General features: G+C 45.5%; 18 protein-coding genes. 16 read left to right on the top strand and 2 right to left on the bottom strand.

Going from position 1 to position 21494, the window contains the following annotated elements; genetic code table 11:
- Entirely contained in the window at positions 1-2052 is a 2052-nt protein-coding gene (gene dinG, locus P3C17_RS15120) for an ATP-dependent DNA helicase DinG (protein ID WP_300930201.1), read from the bottom strand.
- A 476-nt stretch (positions 2053-2528) separates the two neighbouring features.
- On the opposite strand from dinG, the gene P3C17_RS15115 reads away from it, so the two are divergent.
- The 16 genes from P3C17_RS15115 to P3C17_RS15040 all read left to right on the top strand — a co-directional run bounded on the left by P3C17_RS15115 (position 2529) and on the right by P3C17_RS15040 (position 20895).
- Positions 2529-5231, top strand: coding sequence for a TonB-dependent receptor (locus P3C17_RS15115; protein ID WP_300930200.1), 2703 nt, complete (start codon positions 2529-2531; stop codon positions 5229-5231).
- 470 nt (positions 5232-5701) lie between these two features.
- A complete protein-coding gene (locus P3C17_RS15110; RefSeq protein ID WP_300930199.1) occupies positions 5702-7645 on the top strand; it encodes a S9 family peptidase in 1944 nt (647 codons plus the stop codon).
- Between the two features lie 177 nt (positions 7646-7822).
- Positions 7823-8146 (top strand): hypothetical protein, encoded by a 324-nt coding sequence (locus P3C17_RS15105; protein WP_233080109.1) that lies wholly within the window; start codon positions 7823-7825, stop codon positions 8144-8146.
- A 52-nt stretch (positions 8147-8198) separates the two neighbouring features.
- Positions 8199-9047: a DUF692 domain-containing protein gene (locus P3C17_RS15100; RefSeq protein WP_300930198.1), complete on the top strand. Its 849-nt coding sequence runs from the start codon at positions 8199-8201 to the stop codon at positions 9045-9047.
- 1 nt (position 9048) lies between these two features.
- The gene (locus tag P3C17_RS15095) at positions 9049-9786 is read left to right on the top strand and encodes a putative DNA-binding domain-containing protein (protein WP_300930197.1); all 738 of its coding nucleotides are present in this window, start codon (positions 9049-9051) and stop codon (positions 9784-9786) included.
- Positions 9787-10059: 273 nt separating this feature from the next.
- Positions 10060-10608: an adenine phosphoribosyltransferase gene (apt, locus tag P3C17_RS15090; protein WP_233080106.1), complete on the top strand. Its 549-nt coding sequence runs from the start codon at positions 10060-10062 to the stop codon at positions 10606-10608.
- Between the two features lie 65 nt (positions 10609-10673).
- Complete coding sequence (dnaX, locus tag P3C17_RS15085; RefSeq protein WP_300930195.1) at positions 10674-12863, top strand: DNA polymerase III subunit gamma/tau; 2190 nt, start codon at positions 10674-10676, stop codon at positions 12861-12863.
- 76 nt (positions 12864-12939) lie between these two features.
- On the top strand, positions 12940-13275 hold the full coding sequence (locus P3C17_RS15080) for a YbaB/EbfC family nucleoid-associated protein (protein ID WP_300930194.1): 336 nt from the start codon (positions 12940-12942) through the stop codon (positions 13273-13275).
- 18 nt (positions 13276-13293) lie between these two features.
- Positions 13294-13896, top strand: a complete 603-nt coding sequence (gene recR / locus P3C17_RS15075) for a recombination mediator RecR (protein ID WP_300930193.1) — start codon at positions 13294-13296, stop codon at positions 13894-13896.
- A 392-nt stretch (positions 13897-14288) separates the two neighbouring features.
- The gene (gene htpG, locus P3C17_RS15070) at positions 14289-16220 is read left to right on the top strand and encodes a molecular chaperone HtpG (RefSeq protein WP_300930192.1); all 1932 of its coding nucleotides are present in this window, start codon (positions 14289-14291) and stop codon (positions 16218-16220) included.
- 267 nt (positions 16221-16487) lie between these two features.
- Positions 16488-17129, top strand: a complete 642-nt coding sequence (locus P3C17_RS15065; protein WP_300930191.1) for a DoxX family membrane protein — start codon at positions 16488-16490, stop codon at positions 17127-17129.
- Positions 17130-17218: 89 nt separating this feature from the next.
- Entirely contained in the window at positions 17219-17779 is a 561-nt protein-coding gene (locus tag P3C17_RS15060) for a sigma-70 family RNA polymerase sigma factor (protein WP_300930190.1), read from the top strand.
- Positions 17772-18482: a DUF3379 family protein gene (locus tag P3C17_RS15055; protein WP_300930189.1), complete on the top strand. Its 711-nt coding sequence runs from the start codon at positions 17772-17774 to the stop codon at positions 18480-18482. Before P3C17_RS15060 ends, P3C17_RS15055 begins: the two co-directional genes overlap by 8 nt.
- Positions 18483-18949: 467 nt before the next feature.
- Entirely contained in the window at positions 18950-19594 is a 645-nt protein-coding gene (gene adk / locus P3C17_RS15050) for an adenylate kinase (RefSeq protein WP_300930188.1), read from the top strand.
- 149 nt (positions 19595-19743) lie between these two features.
- Positions 19744-20124: an MAPEG family protein gene (locus tag P3C17_RS15045; protein WP_300930187.1), complete on the top strand. Its 381-nt coding sequence runs from the start codon at positions 19744-19746 to the stop codon at positions 20122-20124.
- Between the two features lie 3 nt (positions 20125-20127).
- Positions 20128-20895, top strand: coding sequence for an alpha/beta hydrolase (locus P3C17_RS15040; protein WP_300930186.1), 768 nt, complete (start codon positions 20128-20130; stop codon positions 20893-20895).
- Here P3C17_RS15040 and P3C17_RS15035 read toward each other — a convergent pair.
- Positions 20882-21364, bottom strand: coding sequence for an Hsp20 family protein (locus tag P3C17_RS15035; protein WP_300930331.1), 483 nt, complete (start codon positions 21362-21364; stop codon positions 20882-20884). The genes P3C17_RS15040 and P3C17_RS15035 overlap by 14 nt on opposite strands.
- Positions 21365-21494: the final 130 nt, after the last annotated feature.

Raw genomic sequence — 21494 nt, 5'->3', positions numbered from 1 at the left:
TTACTCTTCAATAGTTTGTGAAAAGGGAGGCAAAGCTTTCAGCATTGCTTTGCCGTAAGTTTTGGTGACTAAGCGTCTGTCTAAAATCACAATGCGGCCATGATCCATCTCCTGGCGCAGCAGTCTACCACAGGCCTGCACCAGTTTTCGTGCTGTGGCTGGCACCGTCATTTGCAAAAATGGATTGCCGCCTCTTTTGGTAATGGCTTCAGATAAAGCTTCTTCTAAAGGAGAAGAAGGCACAGCAAAAGGCAATTTAGTGATCACCAGATTGGTTAGCAAAGCACCGGGTAAATCCAGACCTTCAGAAAAACTTTGAGTGCCGCATAAGATACTGCCATCCCCCGCTTTTACTTTCATTGCATGAAGTTCGAGTAAGGACTGACGGGATGCTTCACCCTGCACTAAAAAAGACCAGCCTTTAGCTCGCAGCGCTTCTACGACTTTTTGCATTTGCCAATACGAAGCAAATAGCAACAAGTTACCGGCCTTTTTATCCAGATAGTTTGGTAATTTATCGATCAATTCGTCAGTAAAAGCATCACTGCTGGGGTCGGTTTTCATTTTGGGCAACAATAAACTGGCTTTGTTTTGATAATCAAAAGGCGAATCGACTTTGAGTGTTTGCAAGCCTTGATGCTGGGCAAGCCCCAACTCCTGTTTGATATAGTCAAAACTATTCAGTGTGGTTAAAGTCGCTGAACAAAGTATGGTGGCAAAAGCCTGACTGAATAATAAGTCGTCCAGTAAAAAACTCACCGACAAAGGGCTGGCATAAGCGCTGCTTTGCTGATGCTCTTTTTGATCTATGCTGACCCAACGTGCCTGATTCACATGTTTTTGCTGCGGCACTGAATACAAACGCCAGAGCTCTGATTGCTGCTCAAATCTGTGCTCTATCGCTGTGAGTTCAAATTGCAGTGACAACACCAGTTTGGTCGCTACCTTGTGTTCTGTCGTGGCTTCAGATAAAAATTGTTGTAATTTTTCTACACAAGATAAAGCTTTACCACTTAACTCTGCCAGTTGATCGGCGTTGGAGGAAAAAACTTCCGGCAATACCGCGTCGGCAAACCGGTAATGCGGCTCTTTGGCAAACCAATGGTGCTGATTCAGCTCAATCTGATGTTGCACAGGTTTGAGCTGTTTTAAAAAGTCGCTCGCCAGCTCATCGAGTTTTAATACTTCGGTCATAGCGCCATGCTGTGGTAATACACCGGCCAGCTGCTGGGTGGTCTTTTTTAATTTTTCCAGATACTGGGCTGGGAAACTCAGCGGCGCATGAGCTGAAAAGAAATCACGACCACTGTCGGGTAAATGATGAGCTTCATCTATGACATAAATGCAGTCAGCTGGTTCTGGCAATATTTGTGAACCGGCATCCAAGTCAGCCAGTAATAAGGCGTGATTGACAACTAAAACAGTACTGCCTTCTATTTCGGCACGAGCTAAATGAAAAGGGCATTGATGGTGTACTGGGTTGGCTTTGCTGCAATGCGCAGGATCAGAAGCAATGGCATACCAATGCTCATCTGCGATGGGATCTTTTAAACTGTCTCTATCACCCAACCAATGCCTCTGCTGCCAGTTGCTAAGTAACTGCTGTAATAAAGGCGCTGGCGCTGTACTTTGAAATAATGGCAATAAATCTGGTTGCTGCAATTGCTGGCGGAGTTTTTCGACACAGGCATAACGTTGCCTGCCTTTGACTAAACAGAATTCAAATTTCAGGCCACTGTATTTTAGAAAAAATGGTAAATCTTTTTGCACCAATTGCTCTTGTAAGGCCACTGTTGCTGTTGCTATTACCAGTGTTTTTTTCTGTTTTAATGCAAAAGGGATGGCCGCCATTAAATAAGCCAGAGATTTACCAGTACCAGTTCCGGCTTCCACCAGCAAGGTTCTGTCGTAGCTGTGATAACTGCCTGCCAATGTATTGGCAATTTCAGCCACCATTTTATTCTGACCAGGGCGGGGCTGGTAATTCGTCAGATTGCTTTTAAGCTGCTGATGAATTTCACGGATTTGGTTTTTTAAAGCATCAGTAAGCATTAAAACATCTGGATAAAAAAACAGGTGTTCATGATAAGTCAGCCTTTAGTTCAGCGCAATATCGATATTACCTCTAAAAAAACACACTTTAGGTTGCGAATAAATGAAAAAAATTAACTTATATATTGTGGAGTTATGTTTACAAAATCAGGCGATGAATTTAGAAGATATGCTGGATTGGTTATAAATTATGCTAAAAAAGGTTTTTTTGTAGCCTGAATAGGGATGAACCTACTAAAAACATCGGCCAATTTGAGCGTTAAGGCTTTAAGCAGCTTGGTTTGACGGAGGCGTTGACAACACTCAGTGAAATTTGTTCCGTAAAAGCTGTTGACCGTGCTGAAAAATTGCGTTTATTATCGAGACGTTGTTTTCGGGGTCTACCTCGAATTCGAAAAGTCCGGAGTTCCAGTCGCCGTAAAGGTTGGTCATCGTAAAAATATAGAATCACTAAATAGTGGTCCAGGGAGAAAAACATGTTTACAAATAATAAATTATCAAAAGCAGTGCGTTTAGCAGTAGCTTTTGGTGCAGCATCTACTGCAGCATTTACTGGTGCAGTTTTTGCTCAAGAAGCTGAAGAAGCAAAAAACGTAGAGCGTATTGAAGTTACAGGTTCTCGTTTACAGCGTACCGACATTGAAGGTGCTTTGCCTGTTACAGTCATTAGCCGTGAAGAACTGAGCGTAAGTGGTGACATTTCTGTTTCAGATTACTTACGTGATACTAACTTCAACTCTTTCGGCTCTTACCAGTCCACCTCTGGTAGCAGCTTTGGTGGTGCTTCTACGGTCAGTTTACGTGGTCTGGGTCAGGGTCGTACTCTGATTCTGATCGACGGTCGTCGTGCTCCTACGTCACCATTAACTGGTAGCGGCCAGGACTTAAACTCTATCCCAATGGCAGCGGTAGAACGTATCGAAGTTCTGTCTGATGGTGCATCAGCAGTATATGGTTCTGATGCAATCGGTGGTGTAATCAACATCATTACCCGTAAAGATTTCGAAGGTGCAGAATTCACTTACGGTGTGGGTCGTCCTACTCAGGATGGTGGCGATACTGAAGAAATGAGTTTCGTTGTCGGTACTGCTACGGATAAAACCCGTATGCTGTTCGGTGCGTCAATGAATAACCGTGATGTAATCTTTACCCGTGACCGTGATTATTGGTATCAGTCGCCAGGTCTGTCTACTTACTCGAATAACTTTGGTGTAAAACAGCCTTCAGGCCACTTAACCCAACTTGGTGCTAGCAACCGCTTAAAGCACCCTACTAACGGTGCAGCAGTACCTGGCCTGTGTACTAATGGCGATCAGAGCGATCTGTTCTATACAACTGGTAGCACTGCCGATGACATAAGCTGTCAGTTCGACCATGCTGCTACTTCAGCCAACCTGACTGCGCTGAAAAATACCTCCTTGTTTGGTCGTACTAACTACCAGATCAACGATGACTGGTCACTGTACTTCAACGGCGACATGACCAAGGTAAAAAGTTTTGGTCGTTTTGCTGCATTACCTTCTTCTCCTTGGGTAGGTGGTGCTATCTCTCTGTTACCAGGTACACCTAACCACCCTGGTACTGCACCGGAAGATGGCGGTTTAAACCCGTTCTATGATTCTTACTATGCATCATTTGCTGATCAGGAATTGTCACTGTACCACCGCTTTGCTGCTCTTGGTCCACGCGACAACACTGTTGAAAACACTACGCTGAGCTTTTCTGGTGGTTTTGAAGGTACTATTGGCGAAGTTACAGTAGATATGGGGGCGCGCTATGTTGAAGGTCGTGCACTGAATCTGGGACAAAACTATGTGGTTGGTGGCTTGGCTCAGGCGCCAATTACCAGCGGTGCATACAATATTTATGACCCGTTCTCAGGCAACCCAAGCGCACTGGGTATGACAGCTACAACCAGCCGTGACATGTTCTCTGTGGTTAAAGAGTTCTACGCCAATGCGTCTTTTGATGTGTTTGACTTGCCAGCCGGTACAGTGGCTGCTGCGGTTGGTGCTGAGTACCGTGAAGAAAGATTCCAGGATAAATATGACTTGCTGTCAGCAGCTGGTCAGGTAGCTGGTTCTTCAGGTGCTTCTTCTGGTGGTGATCGTGATGTGACCTCGCTGTTTGGTGAAATGTTGTTCCCGGTACTTGATACTTTAGACATTGAAATCGCAGGCCGCTATGATAAATACAACGACTATGGTAGTGATTTTTCACCAAAAGTTGCTGCCCGCTGGAAACCTATTGAAGACCTGTTACTTCGTGCTTCATATGGTGAAGGTTTCCGTGCTCCAACGCTGAGTAACCTGACCAGCCAGCCAGCATTCGGCGCGGCTTTTACCAGTGACCCTGCGACCTGTATCGCACTGACTGGCGCGGTTTGTACTTCTCCTGTGCAGATCACAACCTACAGCATGGGTAACGTCAACCTGCAGTCAGAGCAATCCAAACAGTACAGTCTGGGCATTGTGTGGAACACGACTGAATGGCTGAACATGAGCGTGGATTACTACAACATTGAGATTGATGGTGCCATCAGCACAACCAGTCTGGCGACAGTAGTAGGCTGTTTACGCGGCACCACAGCTGTTTGTCCTCCTGGCCTGACTCAGTTCCCGAACGGCACACCGATCCCGAACCAGTCGTTAGGTTTAGGTGCTATGTTTGAAGGCAACGATGTAAACGGTGCTATCACAGGTGCGCAATTAGGTTCTGTTAACCTGGGTGTTGTAAACACCAGTGGTTTCGACTTCACTACTCAAACCAAATTCGATTTGGGCTGGGGCCGCTTGAATAACAACTTTAGCATTAGCTATGTTGAAGAGTACTCTTCAAACAATGGTCCAAATGCAGTGGGTGATGATGGCTTCCCTGAATTACGTGCTTCGTTAACCAACGGTCTGGCCGTAGGTGATTTCGACCTGAACTGGAATATCAACTTGATTGATAGCATGGACGATGTCATTGGTACTACTGAGTACCATATTCCAAGCTCGGTGACTCACAATATTCAGGTTACTTACAACACAGCATGGGATGCCAAAATTGCTTTTGGTGTGAACAACCTGACGGACAGAGATCCGGCTGATGCTGCGCTGTTCTCTACTGGCTATAACTCTGAGCTGTACAGCCCATGGGGCCGTGTACCATACGTTCGTTACACTCAACGTTTCTGATAAACGCGTGTAGTTAAAACGTAAGCGAAAATACCAATGCCAGTCAGGTCATCTGACTGGCATTTTTTTTAACTCTAAATCAGCAGCCAGATTGATTGATCTATCCCTCTATGTTTCCAAGCTGCAAATACTTGAAATTTAAAGTGTCGAAGCTGTCGATTCAGGATGAAAAATTCAGTTGTTGTAACAGAATTATTCTGATGACAGATGCGTATGCAGAATCAAAGGGTAAGAAGAAACGGGTTTTGTCGCTGGTGAAAATAGTCAGAAAATAGCGTCGAGTATACAAACTTGTGCTTTGCAAAAGAATACATCTGATCATAAGCTGAGTTTTTGAACAACTATAGTTTGATGGGTTAAAAAATGTTTTTGCTTTTCCCCACAGCTAAAGATTATTTTTAGCTTTAAAAGTGACATAATTGATAATAATATTGAGATACCAAAACTTATAATGTTAAAGGAGTGTAACTTTGTTTTTACTACGTATCTGGATTTTTAGCTGTGCTGTATTGTTTAGCACAACAGCTATTGCAACTATTCCTACCAGTCATTTTTTTGAGCATGCCAAGGTTCGCAACATGAAACTGTCGCCTGATGGTTCTCAGGTCGCTTTTAGCTATGAACATGGTACTGAAGTGAGATTGGCTATTATGCAGGTAGCCAGCAAAAAAATTAAAAGTAGCTTTAACTTTGGTGAGAACAAGCATGTGGTAGCTTTTCATTGGGCTAATAATGAAAGAGTCTTGATGGAAGTCGCTGAAGTGACCGGTAATCTGGTCAGTAAAGAAGGTGTGAGAGTCGATCTTTACGCTGCGAATGCTGACGGTAGCCGCCGCAACTTGATTTTTGAAACGGGAATGTCTGGCTACACCATATTGCATTTATTACCCGACCAACCGGAACGCATACTGATTGGCAAGTTTCATTGGGCAGAGGACAAGGGCATGCGTGCCTTTACATTGGACATTTACAAAGGGAAAGATGCATTTCTGGGTGATCAGCCGCCAGGTGTTGTTGCCAGTCTGATGGCCGATAATAGTGGCACCTTGCGCATGGGGGTTGAGTTTATCGAAGGAAAGACGTTTGACGATAACAAAACCGTATTGCATATCAAAGCTGAAGGCAAATGGCAGCGTCTTGAGTTGCCGGTCAAAAGAGCTAATCCGGTCGTTCAGCCTTTAGGTTTTACTGCAGATAACGAAACTGCTTATTTTGTCTCAAACTTTGACATGCCTGAAGGCGATCGCCAAGGGTTGTTTGCTTACAATTTTAAGACTAAATCACTGGAGTTGGTTGGCCGTCACGAATACTCTGACATCAGTGGCCGTTCACTGGGTCATGATGGTGAGTTACTGGCGATCGACTATGGTACAAGTATCACTGAACATGCTTTTATTAACCAGCGTCATCCGGATGCCTTATTATTAGCGGGTTTAAAAAACGCCTTTGCCGGACAGAAAGTAACTATTACTTCTTTTGACAGCAAAGGGCAGCAAGCTTTATTCCATGTCAGTAGTGACCGCAACCCAGGCGAATTTTATCTGTACGATCTGGAAAATAAACAAGCCCGTTATCTCGCTTCAGTCAGCGCCAATTTGAAAAGTGAACAATTGGTGGCTATGAAACAGGTAAGTTTTAAGGCTCGGGATGGCAAGGAAATTCGTGGTTTCCTGACAACTCCAGCGAATGCGGATAAAAAAGTGCCGCTGATTGTGAATGTCCATGGTGGTCCTTTTGGCGTCTACGACGCTTGGGGTTTTAACCCTGAAGCGCAGTTTTTCGCCAGTCGCGGTTATGCAACCTTGCAAATAAACTTCCGGGGTTCAGGTGGTTATGGTGACGACTTTACGCGTGCGGGCCGATTGCAGTGGGGTAAGTCTATGCAGGACGATGTTACTGATGGTACACGCTGGGCCATAGAACAGGGCATTACTGATCCGGATCGCATTTGTATCTATGGTGGTAGTTATGGTGGTTATGCTGCACTGTGGGGAGTGATCAAAGAGCCTGACTTGTATAAGTGCACCGTTGGTTATGTTGGCGTATACGATATGCCACTGTTTTTTGATGGTGATGGCTCTGATGCCAGCAACAGCCGTAATATCGAGCAGTATATAACATCTCATGTGGGAACTGGAGATGACTATATGCGTTCAATTTCTCCTGTGCATCATGTTGATAAAATCAAAGCAAATATCTTTATTGTGCATGGTTCTAAAGATGTGCGTGTGCCATTAGTACATGCGAACAACCTTAGAAAAGCCTTGGACAAAATTGGTAAGCCTTACGAATGGATGGTAAAAGAAGAAGGCCATGGTTTCTACAAAGTAGAAAACAGGGTCGAGCTTTATAATAAAATGCTGGCGTTTTTTGATAAAAACATCGGTAATGCATCTCAGGTGAATAAGAAGTAGTAACAGATACAGCAACCACAGCCTTAGGTGTGGTTGCTGTATCCTTCAATCGTCATGTCCTTTAACAACTCTCTTGCTGTGCATCAGAAAATTAAATAATGTGCGGCACTCTGAAATTTTCTCTCTGCTTTGCTGGTCTACTTAACGCAACTTATTGCAACTACAAGGAACATCGACATGAAAACGAATAAAACTACTGCTGTTGCCGTCAGCGCTTTAGTATTGGGTTCTTTATCTACTTTAAGCTTAAGCGCCAATGCGAATCCATTTTCAGCTGAACAGCTGAATGCTGGTTATCAGTTAGCCTCAGCTGAAGCTTCTTGTGGTGCTGATAAAGCCAAAGACAAAGAAGCCAAATGCGGCGAAGATAAAGCCAAAGCGAAAGACAAAGAAGCTAAATGTGGTGAAGGCAAATGTGGCGGCGATAAAAAAGACGCCAAAGATAAAGAAAAAACCAAAGAAGCTAAATGTGGTGAAGGCAAGTGCGGTGGTGCTGTATAACACCGAAGAGTGTCAGCCTGCGATTGCAGGCTGACCGCTTTCAGGAGAGCTTATGTCTGATGTCCTTTTTGGTTTAAAAGCTGCAGAAGTTGGTTTGGGCTTACGTCGTGAAATGCTCAATTCTGTGCTGCAACAAACTCAAACCGACATCGACTTTTTTGAAGTTGCGCCGGAAAACTGGCTGCCTTATGGTGGTGCCTACCAGAAAAAATTCCGTCAGTTAACTGAGCGGTATCGCTTTATTTGCCATGGTTTGTCGTTGTCTTTAGGCAGTCCTGATCCACTGGATCTGAATTTTGTCCGCCAAATCAAAGCGTTTTTAAAAGAACATCAAATCAAACTCTACAGCGAACATTTAAGTTATTGCTCTGCCGCTGGGCATTTGTATGATTTGCTGCCTATTCCTTTTACCGAAGAAGCCGCTGTTTATGTCGCAGAGCGTATTCGTCTGGTGCAGGATGTTCTTGAACAGCCTTTAGTCATCGAAAACGTTTCTTATTATGCGGCGCCGGGACAGGAGTTGACTGAACTTGAGTTTACTAATGCGGTGCTGGAGTTAGCTGACTGCAAGCTGCTGTTAGATGTGAATAACATTTACGTCAATTCAGTCAATCACAACTATGATGCGTTGGCTTTTTTAAAAGGCCTGCCAACACAGCGTATTGCTTATGGTCATGTAGCCGGACATTACCGCCAGCATGACAGCTTGCTGATTGATACTCATGGCGCTGATGTGTCTGATCCGGTCTGGACCTTATTGTCCGAAGCTTATTTACACCACGGCTTGTTTCCGACCCTACTGGAAAGAGATTTTAATATTCCGGACCTGCAACAACTGCAACTGGAGCTGGCGCAGATTCGCCGCCTGCAACCAGCCCAAAAAACTAAGTTAAGGGCCTGATATGAAGTTTCAACAGCTTCAGCAGCAGTTTGTTTCTTATCTTCGCGAGCCGGATAACAACGAAAAGCCTGGGGATATAGAACAGGAACGTCTGGATGTGTATCGGGAGTTATTGTTTAGCAATATTTCCGGTTTTGTTTGCGCAGCTTTTCCTGTGCTGAAATCTTTGTACTCAGAGCAGGCTTGGCAGCAGCGTTTACAACTGTTTTTTGCCGGCTATCGCTGCGAGAATCCATTCTTTTTATCCATAGCTCAGAGTTTTTTAGATTTTTCACAGCACCAGTACCAACTGCAGCCCGATGACCCCGTGTTTATGCTGGAATTGGCGCATTATGAATGGTTGGAATTAGAGCTGGCAACCCGCAAAGCTGAACCTGGACGTCCCATACGCGATCTAAAACAGCAGGCACTTCAGTTGTCCGATTTGGCATCAGTTCAGGCCTATCAATACCCAGTGCATAAAATTTGTCTCGAGTTTCAGCCAACAGAAACCGAAGCTAGTTTTTTACTTATTTATCGTAACTCTGATGACGAAGTAAAATTTATCGCGTTAAACCAGCTGACGACTTTATTGCTGCAAGTGTTAGCGCAGCAGCCGGGTTTGACTCTGGCTGAACTGGTGAGCCAATTATCACCTTACGTGCCCCAATTAGACCCAACTCAATTATTGTCGGGAGCAGAAACAATACTGCATGATTTTGCAGAGAAAGGCATAGTGCATGCTTTTCAAGCTGACTAAAATTCATTACCATGTTCAACCTTTTTAGTGAATGAGCTCACATCATGGCAGACGAGAATTTTAAAGAGTCTTTTGGCATTGGCCAGTTAGCGTTATTGATTATCGCATTTGTGGTCTTATTGTGTCTGGCACCCATAGTCAGTTGGTTGCGGATCATCGCTTAAATTTTTGCGAGCGAAAAAGACCGCCCACAAGGCGGTTTTTTTATCTGTGGCATATCGACGCCAATTTGGCGGTATGCAGTTGTTGAATTTTTTAATCAGGATAGTGATGATGAATGCACAATCTCTTTCCGCTTTATTAAGTCAGGTGATCAAAGCTGTGCCTGACTATCCAAAGCCAGGTATTTTATTTCGTGACGTCACCAGTCTGATGTTGGACGCCGACGCTTTTGCTAAGGTGATTGATGCGTTTAAGCAGCAGTATCAGGGCAAAGGTTTTACCAAGATTGTCGGTACTGAATCCCGTGGTTTTATTTTTGGTGCACCTTTGGCCTATGCGATGGGATTACCTTTTGTACCAGTGCGTAAACCGGGTAAATTACCACGTGAACGTATTGCCCAGTCTTATCAACTGGAATATGGCGAAGACACGCTGGAAATTCATAAAGACGCTATAGTTGCCGGAGATAAGGTGCTGTTAGTGGATGACTTATTGGCTACAGGTGGTACTATTGCTGCAACAACCAGTTTAGTCGAGCGTTTAGGTGGTAAAGCCACAGACGCTGCTTTTGTGGTGAATCTGCCGGATTTAGGCGGACAAGCCCGTTTAGAAAAGCTTGGGTTGAACCTTTATAGTCTGGTTGAATTTGCAGGCGATTAATTCTAACAACAGGCAGGTGGCATGAGTTATCAAGTAATGGCAAGATACAGGTGGGCACAGGTGGCATGAGTTATCAAGTGCTGGCAAGAAAATGGCGACCACAACATTTTGGTCAACTGGTCGGCCAGGATCATGTGAAAACAGCGCTGACCAATGCGCTGAATCACAACAGATTACATCATGCCTATTTGTTTACCGGCACCCGTGGTGTCGGTAAAACCACCATAGCCCGTATTTTTGCCAAAAGTTTAAACTGCGAAACTGGTGTTACCTCTACGCCTTGTGGTGTCTGCAGCGCTTGTGTTGAAATTGATCAGGGCTTTTTTGTTGATCTATTAGAAATTGACGCTGCCTCCCGCACTAAAGTAGAAGATACCCGCGATTTACTCGATAACGTGCAATACGCGCCAAGCCGCGGCCGTTATAAAGTCTACTTAATAGACGAAGTGCATATGCTGTCACGCCACAGCTTTAATGCACTTTTGAAAACTCTGGAAGAACCGCCGCCACATGTGAAGTTTTTGCTGGCGACGACTGACCCACAAAAACTGCCAGTCACTGTGCTATCCCGTTGTTTGCAGTTCAGCTTAAAGGCGTTAAGCCCGGAACAAATTAAGCAGCACTTATCTTATGTATTGGCGCAGGAAGGCATTCCGGCTGCTGAAGATGCGCTGGCTTTATTAGCCCGTGCCGCTAAAGGCAGTTTACGCGATTCATTAAGCCTGACTGACCAAGCCATTGCCCAGAGTAATTCCAACATCACTGTGCCTTTAGTGCGCGATATGTTGGGTTATCTGGAGCAGCAGTGGGCTGAGCTGTTACTAGCTGCTGTCATTAACCGGGATTTAGCTGCGCTGAAACAGCATCTGGATCAATTGGTGCAGCAGCATAGCCATTTTGCCCATGTACTGGATGATATGCTGGCCTTACTGCATTTAGCGGCCTTAAGTCAGTTTAACTGGCAGGCTGCTGATTTGGTCACAGACCACAGCGCTTTTGTGCAGCAACTGGCAGAGCAGCAAAGCCCTGAGCAGTTACAGCTGTTTTATCAGTTACTGATCTCTGGCAAAAAAGAATTGGCCTTTGCACCAGAGCCACGTATTGGTCTGGAAATGGCGTTACTAAGAGCTGTGGCTTTTGTGCCTGGAGCTGCTGATACTTCTCCAGCGATGCGCGCGTCGCTTCCTGTATCGCACGCGGCTGAACTAAAAGCGAAATTTAATTTACCTGAAACCGCAGGTCCGGCTAAAGAGTCAGAACCTGCGCTTCATATGGCAGAGTCTTTGCCATCAGAGCCTGAAGTTGTGGTTGAAATACTCCCAGAGCAGCATGCTCCGGCAGAAGCTGTGGAGGCAGTTACACAATCATCAGCTCCCGCTGGTATAGCCGCCTCTATTCTGGCGCGTCGTGGTATAAAAGCGGACCCTGTTAGTGCGGATAGGGCTGTGGAGACTCAGACCGAAAAAAAGTCTGAACCAGTTGCTGCTGTAGCCAAGGCTGCAGAACCCGCTGCTATACAAAGAGCACAAGCTGCTCCAGTTGCAGTTCATCAGCCTGTATTACAACAGCAAGCCCAAGTGAATCAGCCGTCTCAGGCACCGACAGCTCCAGCTGTTATTCAGCATAGTCCGGTTGTTCCTGCTGCTGTGTCAGAACAGCCTGAGGCTACAATGTCTGCTTATCCGGATGAATCTGATCCGTCAGATGTGCCGACTGAAGATGCCGATTTTGCGGCCGACTGGGCCTGGCAGGAATTTCAGCAGCAACATCAATCTGAACCCGTTGCAGAACCGCAGCCAATTGCTGCGCCGGAAGCGAAAGCACAGTACCGCTTTGATGGCGTGATCACGGCCGAGAATTTTTCAGTGCGCCTTGCCGCTCAGGTCGATGAGTGGGCAGCTTTAGTCGATAGTCTGAATTTAGGCGGGTTATTGCGTTTGTATCTGCTACACAGCTGCATCAGTTGGGCAGGTGATACGGTGCAGTTGCTGGTCTGTCAAAGTCAGCAGCATCTGGATAAAGAAAAATTCCGTGCTGAAATTGTCAAAGAGCTGAGTCATGCTTTTAATAAAGCGGTGCAGCTAGACATTCAGTATCAACCTTGGGTTGAGACTTGTCCTGTGGCTATTCAGCAGCGTATTGAGCAGGAACGTCTGGTTTATGTAGAGCAGTTGTTGCAGCAGGATCCATGGGTGGTGCAACTGCAGAAAGAGTTTGGGGCGGAAATAGTCGCTGACAGTATTATCGTCAACTAATTCGTCTTGTATTTTGGGGCTCAAGTCATTATCTTGTCGCCAGTTTAATCGAGTCATTTTTAAAGAGAGTACAGTTATGTTCAAAGGTGGTGGTGGCGGTTTAGGCAATATCATGAAGCAGGCGCAAGCCATGCAGGATAAAATGCAAAAGGCCCAGCAGGAATTGGCTAATCTGGAAGTCACAGGCGAGTCGGGTGCAGGTTTGGTGAAAGTCACCATGACAGGCAACCACAATGTACGCCGTGTCAGCATCGACGACAGTCTGATGCAGGATGACAAAGAAATGGTTGAAGACTTAGTCGCTGCAGCTATTAACGATGCGGTTCGCCGTGTTGAAGAAAATAACAAAGCTAAAATGGCTGCTGTAACAGGTGGTATGCAATTACCTCCTGGTTTTAAGATGCCGTTCTAAGTGGTTATCTGATCCACTATGAGCAAATTTAGCCCATTGTTGCAGCAACTGATCGACGCCTTACGTATATTGCCAGGCGTAGGTCCGAAGTCGGCACAACGTATTGCCCTCCAGTTGCTGGAACGCAACCGCTCTGGGGCTGTGCAGTTGTCGAAGGCTTTGGCTGTGGCGATGGAGAAAGTAGGGCATTGCCAGCAGTGCCGTACTTTTTGCGAAACTGATTTATGTGCGATTTGCTCAGACCCGAGGCGTAGCGACAGTCAAAGCCTTTGTATTGTCGCCTCGTCGTCTGATCAGTTTGCGATAGAGCAAACAGGTCAGTTTAAAGGCCGTTATTTTGTCTTGCAGGGCCAGTTGTCGCCACTTGATGGCATAGGTCCCTCTGAATTGGGTCTGGATTTACTGCAAAAGCAGTTGGGTACAAGTTCAGTGCAGGAAGTGATCTTGGCCACTAACCCAACAGTGGAAGGCGATGCCACAGCCTATTACATTGCCGAGCAGTGTAAAAAGTATCAGGTCAATGTATCCCGTATCGCTCACGGTGTGCCTGTGGGGGGGGATTTAGAGTATGTGGACGGGACTACCTTGTCACACGCCTTTAGTGGCCGCAAACCCATCTGACCTGCGTCCTTGAAGCTGCAGCTTTGTTGGCTTCGCTTCTCGCCCCAGTAATTTTGAAAATATCATGCTTGGCACGGCCTGCGCGTTCTCGCTTCAATCCAAGTGCACATAGGACTGCTATGCTCCTGGGGTCTCGCTTGCTAGCCGCCGCGCTCTAGCTCCAATGCCTTTGCTCAGGACCTTCGTCCTTGACGCTGCAGTTTTGTGCTCTCTGCTTATTCTTTACCCAATTGCCTGATCCTCCATTTTTGTTCTTTGTTTTGCCGCTATTGCCCCCTTGATATTTGTGGGTATTAAACCCATATCCTTGCCAGCACAATTCGAAAGGCGCTACGCCCTTGCATAGGCGCCTTTGCATTTAAAGTCATTCCACGAAAGATAAGGAGCTGTATATGACTGAAACAGTACAAAAACAAAAGCACGGCTTTCAGGCCGAGGTCAAACAACTTCTGCAGCTGATGATCCATTCGCTGTATTCCAATAAAGAAATTTTCCTGCGCGAGCTGGTATCCAACGCCTCAGACGCGGCGGATAAACTACGCTTTTTAGCTTTGTCAGACAGTAGCCTGTATGACAATGATGGCGAATTAAGAGTTCGTATCAGTCTGGATGAAGCCGCAAAAACCATTACCATCAGCGACAACGGTATTGGTATGACGCAGGATGAAGTGATTAGCCATTTAGGCACTATCGCGAAATCTGGCACTAAAGAGTTTTTTGGTCAGCTCTCTGGCGATCAAAGCAAAGACTCTCAGCTGATTGGCCAGTTTGGTGTAGGTTTCTACTCTGCTTTTATTGTGGCCGACAAAGTGACTGTCAAAACCCGTAAAGCCGGTGCACCAGCTGATTCTGCTGTTGAGTGGGAATCGACAGGCGAGGGTGAATACACTATTACACCTATCGTTAAAGCAAGCCGCGGTACAGAAATCATTCTGCATTTACGTGACGAAGAAACTGAATTTTTAAATCAGTGGAAAGTCGAGTCTATTGTCACTAAGTACTCTGACCATATCAGTATTCCGGTCGAAATGTACCAGGAAGGCACGCCAGAGCAAGATGGTGAAGAGGGCGAAAAAATCCCTGCTACTGAAGGGTTCTGGAAAGCGGTCAACAAAGCCACAGCGCTTTGGATGCGTGATAAATCTGAAGTCACAGAAAACGAATATCAGGAATTCTACAAGCATATTTCGCACGACTGGACTGAGCCATTAAGCTGGACTCACAACAAAGTAGAAGGCAATACCAACTACACCAGTTTATTGTTTGTGCCGAAAAAAGCACCTTTTGATATGTGGAACCGTGAAGCCCGTCATGGCTTAAAATTGTACGTGCAGCGTGTGTTTATTATGGATGACGCTGAACAGTTTATGCCAAGTTACCTGCGTTTTATCAAAGGTGTGTTGGATTCCAGCGATTTACCACTGAACGTGTCCCGCGAAATTCTGCAGGATACCAAGGTGACACAAAGTTTACGTAAAGGCTGTACTTCACGCGTATTAAAAATGCTGGAGAAAATGGCCAAAGCTGAAGATCAAACTGAATACCAGACCTTCTGGAACGAGTTTGGTCAGGTGATGAAAGAAGGCCCGGCTGAAGATATGGGCAATAAAGAAAGCATAGCTAAGCTGCTGCGTTTTGCCTCTACTCATAACGACAATGCCGATCAAAATGTTAGCTTAGAAGCTTATGTCAGCCGGATGAAAGAAGGTCAGGACGAAATTTATTTTATCGTTGCTGACAGCTATGAAGCCGCTAAACACAGCCCACATTTAGAAGTGTTGCGTAAAAAAGGCATTGAAGTGCTGTTGTTATCTGACCGTGTTGACGAATGGTTAATGCAGCACCTGACTGACTTTGAAGGCAAGAAGCTGCGTTCTATCGCCAAAGGTGGTCTGGATATCAGCAAGCTGGATGACGAAGAAACCAAAAAAGCTCAGGAAGAAACAGAGAAGCAATTTGCTGCTGTGACTGAACGTTTTAAAACAGCTTTAGGTGATCAGGTTAAAGCCGTAAAAACCAGTCATCGTTTAACCGACAGCCCATCTTGTATTGTCACTGACGAGTTTGATATGAGCACGCAGATGATGAAGCTGATGGAATCTGTCGGTCAGAAAGTGCCGGACGTGAAACCTATTTTTGAACTGAACCCGGATCATGCGTTGGTGAAACATATTGCCGATGTGCAGGATGAAACGCAGTTTAAGCAGTGGGCTGAAGTCTTGTTTGATCAGGCCTTATTAGCTGAACGCGGTAGCCTGAAAAATCCTGCAACTTTTGTCAGCCGCTTAAACGCGCTGCTGCTGGATTTATCGAAAAAAGCGTAAGTTTTACTCTAAGTTTAAAAAGCCTCTGTACATGCAGGGGCTTTTTTATTCGCAGCCATCCGTGGCGCTCACCCTTTGGGCCAATGCTGTGCATTGTTAAAAATTGATCCTGACAATTTTTTATTCGCAGCCATCCGTGGCGCTCACCCTGCCGGGCCAACGCTTCGCGTTGTTAAAAATTGCTCCGGGTAATTTTTTATATACAAAGGAAAGATTTGCCGCCATTCCCCTGTCTTTTATCACAACAGCATGATGCGGAGCCTGATTGTGATCCAACAGAGCATTAGTTTTTACCTGAAGATAGTCACTAAGCTGCAGCAGCTTGATTTTATCCCTCTATTGCTACTGAGGCTGTATCTGACCCCTGTGATGATGCAGGCCGGCTGGACTAAGCTACAAAGCTTTGACAGTACCTTAAGTTGGTTCGCCAACCCGGATTGGGGTTTAGGTTTACCTGCGCCTGCGCTGTTATTGTATTTGGTGATTCTGTTAGAACTTGGCGGCGGTTTAGCACTGCTATTGGGTTTATTCACCCGTCTGACTGCGTTTGGATTAAGTATGACTATGCTGGTGGCTATGCTGACAGTGCATGCAAAAAACGGCTGGCTGGCGATAGCGGATGCCTCAAGCTGGCTGGCAGACGGCACTATTTTCAGCAATGAAGCTGTGATGGCTGCACCAGAGAAGCTTGCCAAAGCCAATGAAATTTTGCAGCAACAGCCTGATTACGACTGGCTTGTCTCCAGCGGAAAATTAGTGGTGCTTAATAACGGTATTGAGTTTGCCGCCACTTACTTTGTTATGTTACTGGTATTGGTTGTCTATGGGGCTGGGCGCTGGTTAAGTCTGGATTATTGGCTCAGTCGCAGAGTCATTAAAGTGCTCACTGCAAAGGAGGTTGAGTCTTGAGTTTTCTTCGCTCCATGTCCTATAGTGAACAGCCGCAACCGGAAACAAAACCGGAGACGGCGCTCTTGCCTACAAGGACAAAAAAACTAATGTGGTGGTCAACTGATAAAACGGCTACAAAAAAACAGACGCCGGAAAAAGAACAGCGCCAGCATAGTTATATGCAGCTGGTGCGTTTGTATCATGCAGATTTGTACCGCTACAGCTGCTGGATTTGTCGAAGCCCGGATATTGCTGAAGATTTGGTGCAGGACACTTATTTACGAGCCTGGAAAAGTATTGATTTGCTACAAAGCGAAGCGTCTGCCAAAGCCTGGTTATTTACTATTTTACGTAATGAAAATGCCCGACGTTTTGAGCGCAAGCAGTTTCAGTATCAGGACGTTGAGCAGGATTTACTGCTGGACGAACATCAGGTGAGCCCTGAACAATTGTACTCACAGCAGCAGCTACTCAAACAAATTGAGAGTCTGGAGCCTGAATACAGCGAGCCCTTGATCCTGCAAATTATCGGCGGTTTCAGCGGTGATGAAATAGCACAACTATTGTCTCTGAATCTCAATACAGTGAACACCCGTTTATTCCGCGCCCGTAAACAGTTACGGGATTTATTAAACCATGAAAGCGTCAGGGAGCAAAAAAATGGATGAGTTAGAAGTTCGTCGTCGTTTGCTGACTGATCCCTATCATTTGACGCCAGAACAACTGCAGCAGTTGCAGCAGGATGTGGATAGTCAGCAGTTTCATCAGGATATACTGGAGCTGGATCAGCACATCAAGCAGCTGTTAAGCCCGCCGGTGCCAAAAACGCTGGAAAATACCTTGTTGATGCAGCAGCACAAACACAAGCAGCAACAACAAAAGCGCTTTTATCAGAATTTGATTGCGTTAGCGGCTTCTGTGGCGTTTTTAGCGGGTTTTGCGCTGAACTGGTCGTTTTTTCTGTATGGTTCACAAAGCCTGGGGGAAAATTCGCTGGCTCATGTGTACCATGAAGAGCCTTATATGCAGCATATGACCACGGCTTTGTCTTTGTCCGATGTAAACGCCAAGCTGGCTGAGTTTGACGCCAGTCTTGCTGAAAATGGCCATGCTGTGGTTTATGCGAACTTCTGTAATTTCCGTGGTACCCGTTCTTTGCATCTGGTACTGGACACAGAGCAGGGGCTGATGACTGTTTTTGTGGTGCCAAAACAAAACTCATTAGATTTTGAAGCTGAGTTTCATGATGATAAATACCAGGGACGTAGCATTAACAGCCATAAGGCTATTCTGGTGATGGTGAGCGATAAAGCTGAAGTGTTGCAACAGGGCGAGCAGCAACTGCTTCAACACCTGCAATTTAAAGCCTGAGTAAAAGAATGGCTTCGGAATGTTTTATGTGCTTCCGAAGCTTTTCTTTATAAAATTCTTTGTTTTATTGATCTCAATCAATTCTGCTGAATTCATTCAGTGCGAAAACTTATTTAATATTATTTAAATCAAATGCTTAGTTAATAACCATTCTGGTTGTTATTTGACCATTTATACAATTTAACCTCAAGAGCTTTACAGCCGCTATTGCGCTGAAACCTAGTAAATATGCACTACCTTAGTCGAATAGCTTATTGTCTTTATTCGACTTTTCTGCCTGTCAGCCCTATTTAAGCTCTATAGATGCCTCAATAGGCTGTTGTAGCAAGTTATCCTACCAAAGTAGGCTTGACTTGGGCTGATCAGGTAAGACAAGCAGACAAATTCCTTGTCTGATGATGCACATTATGTAAAGATTCATCCCTTATAACAAATGGATCAATCCCTGGTTAATTGAGGATCTTTGTATGCGTATTATTTTGTTGGGTGCCCCGGGTGCTGGTAAAGGAACTCAGGCGCAGTTTCTGATGAACAAGTATGGGATCCCACAAATTTCGACTGGTGACATGCTGCGTGCAGCCATCAAAGAGGGCAGTGCTTTAGGTATGGCTGCTAAGCAAGTGATGGATGCGGGTCAGCTGGTGTCTGACGATTTAATTATTGGTTTAGTGAAAGAGCGTATCAGTAAAGAAGACTGTACCAAAGGCTTCTTATTGGATGGTTTTCCGCGCACTATTCCACAAGCTGACGCCATGAAAGCCAATGGCGTGGTTGTTGATCATGTGATTGAGTTTGATGTGCCGGATGATGTGATTGTTGAACGTATGAGTGGCCGTCGTGTGCACCCAGCTTCAGGTCGTGTCTACCATGTCAGTTACAATCCACCCAAAGTGGAAGGTAAAGATGATTTAACCGGTGAAGATTTAGTGATCCGTGAAGATGACAAAGAAGAAACTGTGCGTAAGCGTTTAGGTATTTATCACGAGCAAACTGAACTGCTGGTTGGTTATTACCGTAAAGAAGCCGAACAGGGCCGCACTCAATACCACCATATGGTAGGTACCTTGCCAGTTGAGCAAGTCAGTGCAAAACTTGAGGCGTTATTAGGTTAAGCCCCAGCCGTTTCATCGAAGCCCACCTAGAGTGGGCTTTTTATTAGATCCTGGAACAATTTCTGCGGATTTAACAATTCAATGAGCTTCAGTTTCATCCGCAGACTATTTCAGTCTATAGTTCTGCAGCAACTTCAGGGTTGGTTATTGTGAATTTAACTATTACATCTTTTTATGCCGCCATTCTGGCTTTGATCTACGTGGTTTTGGCGATACTGGTGATACGACAACGTTTTAAGTGTCGTGTTGGTCTTGGCACAGGCAAAGAGCCCCAGCTGTTACAAACAGTGCGGATGCACGGTAACTTTGCCGAATATGTGCCATTGTTGCTGATATTAGTGGCCTTGCTGGAACTACAGCAGAGTCCGGTCTGGCAATTGCATCTGGTGGCTGGTTTAACTTTAGCTGGTCGAGTGTTGCATGCAGTTGGCTTATGGCTGAGCAGCGGTACTTCAGTGCCACGATTTGTAGGTATGATCTCAACTTTCGCGGCGCTTATTGTTGGTGCTGTGTTTTTATTGATGAAGTGATAAATGCAAACCACAGTACTGATGTTGCATAGCTCTCTATCGAGCGGGAGACAATGGCAGGGCTTGAAACTGGCTCTGAAAGCAGACTTTCAAGTACTGAATCCTGATCTGCTGGGTTATGGCAGTAATACAGCCAGTTACCCCAGACCTATGCAACTTGCTGATGAAGCAAATCAGCTGTGGCCTTTGCTGGAAGGAAAGCCTGCAGGTTCTGTGATTTTGATTGGCCACTCCTTCGGTGGTGCAATAGCTTTGCATATGGCCAGAACCCGGCCTGAACTCTTTAAAGCCGTGCTCCTGTTTGAACCCGTGGCTTTTCATCTGTTAAAAACCACAGAGCCAGGTTTGTATCAGCAGGTGCAACAGTTAAGCCAGCAGATGCTGAGCATCAGTCCACAAGACGCCGCAGCGCTTTTTATCGACTACTGGCAAGGCGACGGCTATTTCGCCAATTTGCCAGATGTGATGCAGCAGAAGCTGGCGGGGCAGGTTGGCAAAGTTGCTGCTGATTTTGAAGCTTTAAGCGACGAACCTGCAACGCTTACCGACTACGCCGGAGCAATTCATTGCCCTGTATTGTTGCTTAGTGGTGAGCAAAGCCAATTGTCAGCACAACGTTTGGCAAAAATCTTGGCTGGTGCTTTGCCTTCTGTTGAGTTTCAAACAGTAAAAACGGGCCACATGGGGCCCGTTACAGATGCAGAACTGGTCAACTCTGTTCTGCTTGAGTTTATTCGGCGTTTAGCTGCGACTGAGTCTAGCCATTACTAACTTGGGCTAAATGTTCATTCAGCAGCGCAGGTTCAACTTTGACTGTCGCCTGTTGGTTGATGCTGATTTTGCGTGGTTTTAATGCTTCAGGTACTTCACGCACCAGTTCAATATGCAGCAGGCCATGACTCATCTGAGCGCCTGTTACTTTTATATAATCAGACAGCTGGAACTTACGCTCAAAGTTACGCTCAGCTATGCCCTGATGCAGGAAGCGGCGTCCTTCGGTTTTATCAGCTTTCTGACCACGCACAACTAAGTTGTTATGTTCGGTTTCTATCGACAGCTCAGCTTCGTCAAAACCAGCGATAGCCATGGTAATACGGTACTGATCTTCACCTGTCACCTCAATATTGTAAGGTGGATAAGCAGGCTGCTTTTCATTGCGGGCAGCAGCATCCATCAGGTTAGCCAAATGATCAAAACCAATAAATGAGCGGTAAAATGGGGTGAAATCTAAAGTGTTCATCATCAAATCCTCTAAGGCAATTAATCTATTCTGCTCTTCAAATGAACGAGCAATTGGTTTTATTCCCTGTCAGGGAAATAGCAGGTGCCGGATGGCCACCTGCTTACTTAATATGTGCGCTTAGAGAGTT

The organism is Rheinheimera sp. 1928-s (genome assembly GCF_029269265.1).
Lineage (GTDB): Bacteria > Pseudomonadota > Gammaproteobacteria > Enterobacterales > Alteromonadaceae > Pararheinheimera.
Note: the sequence above shows the minus strand (reverse complement) of the source record. Positions and strands in the feature narration are given on the sequence as shown.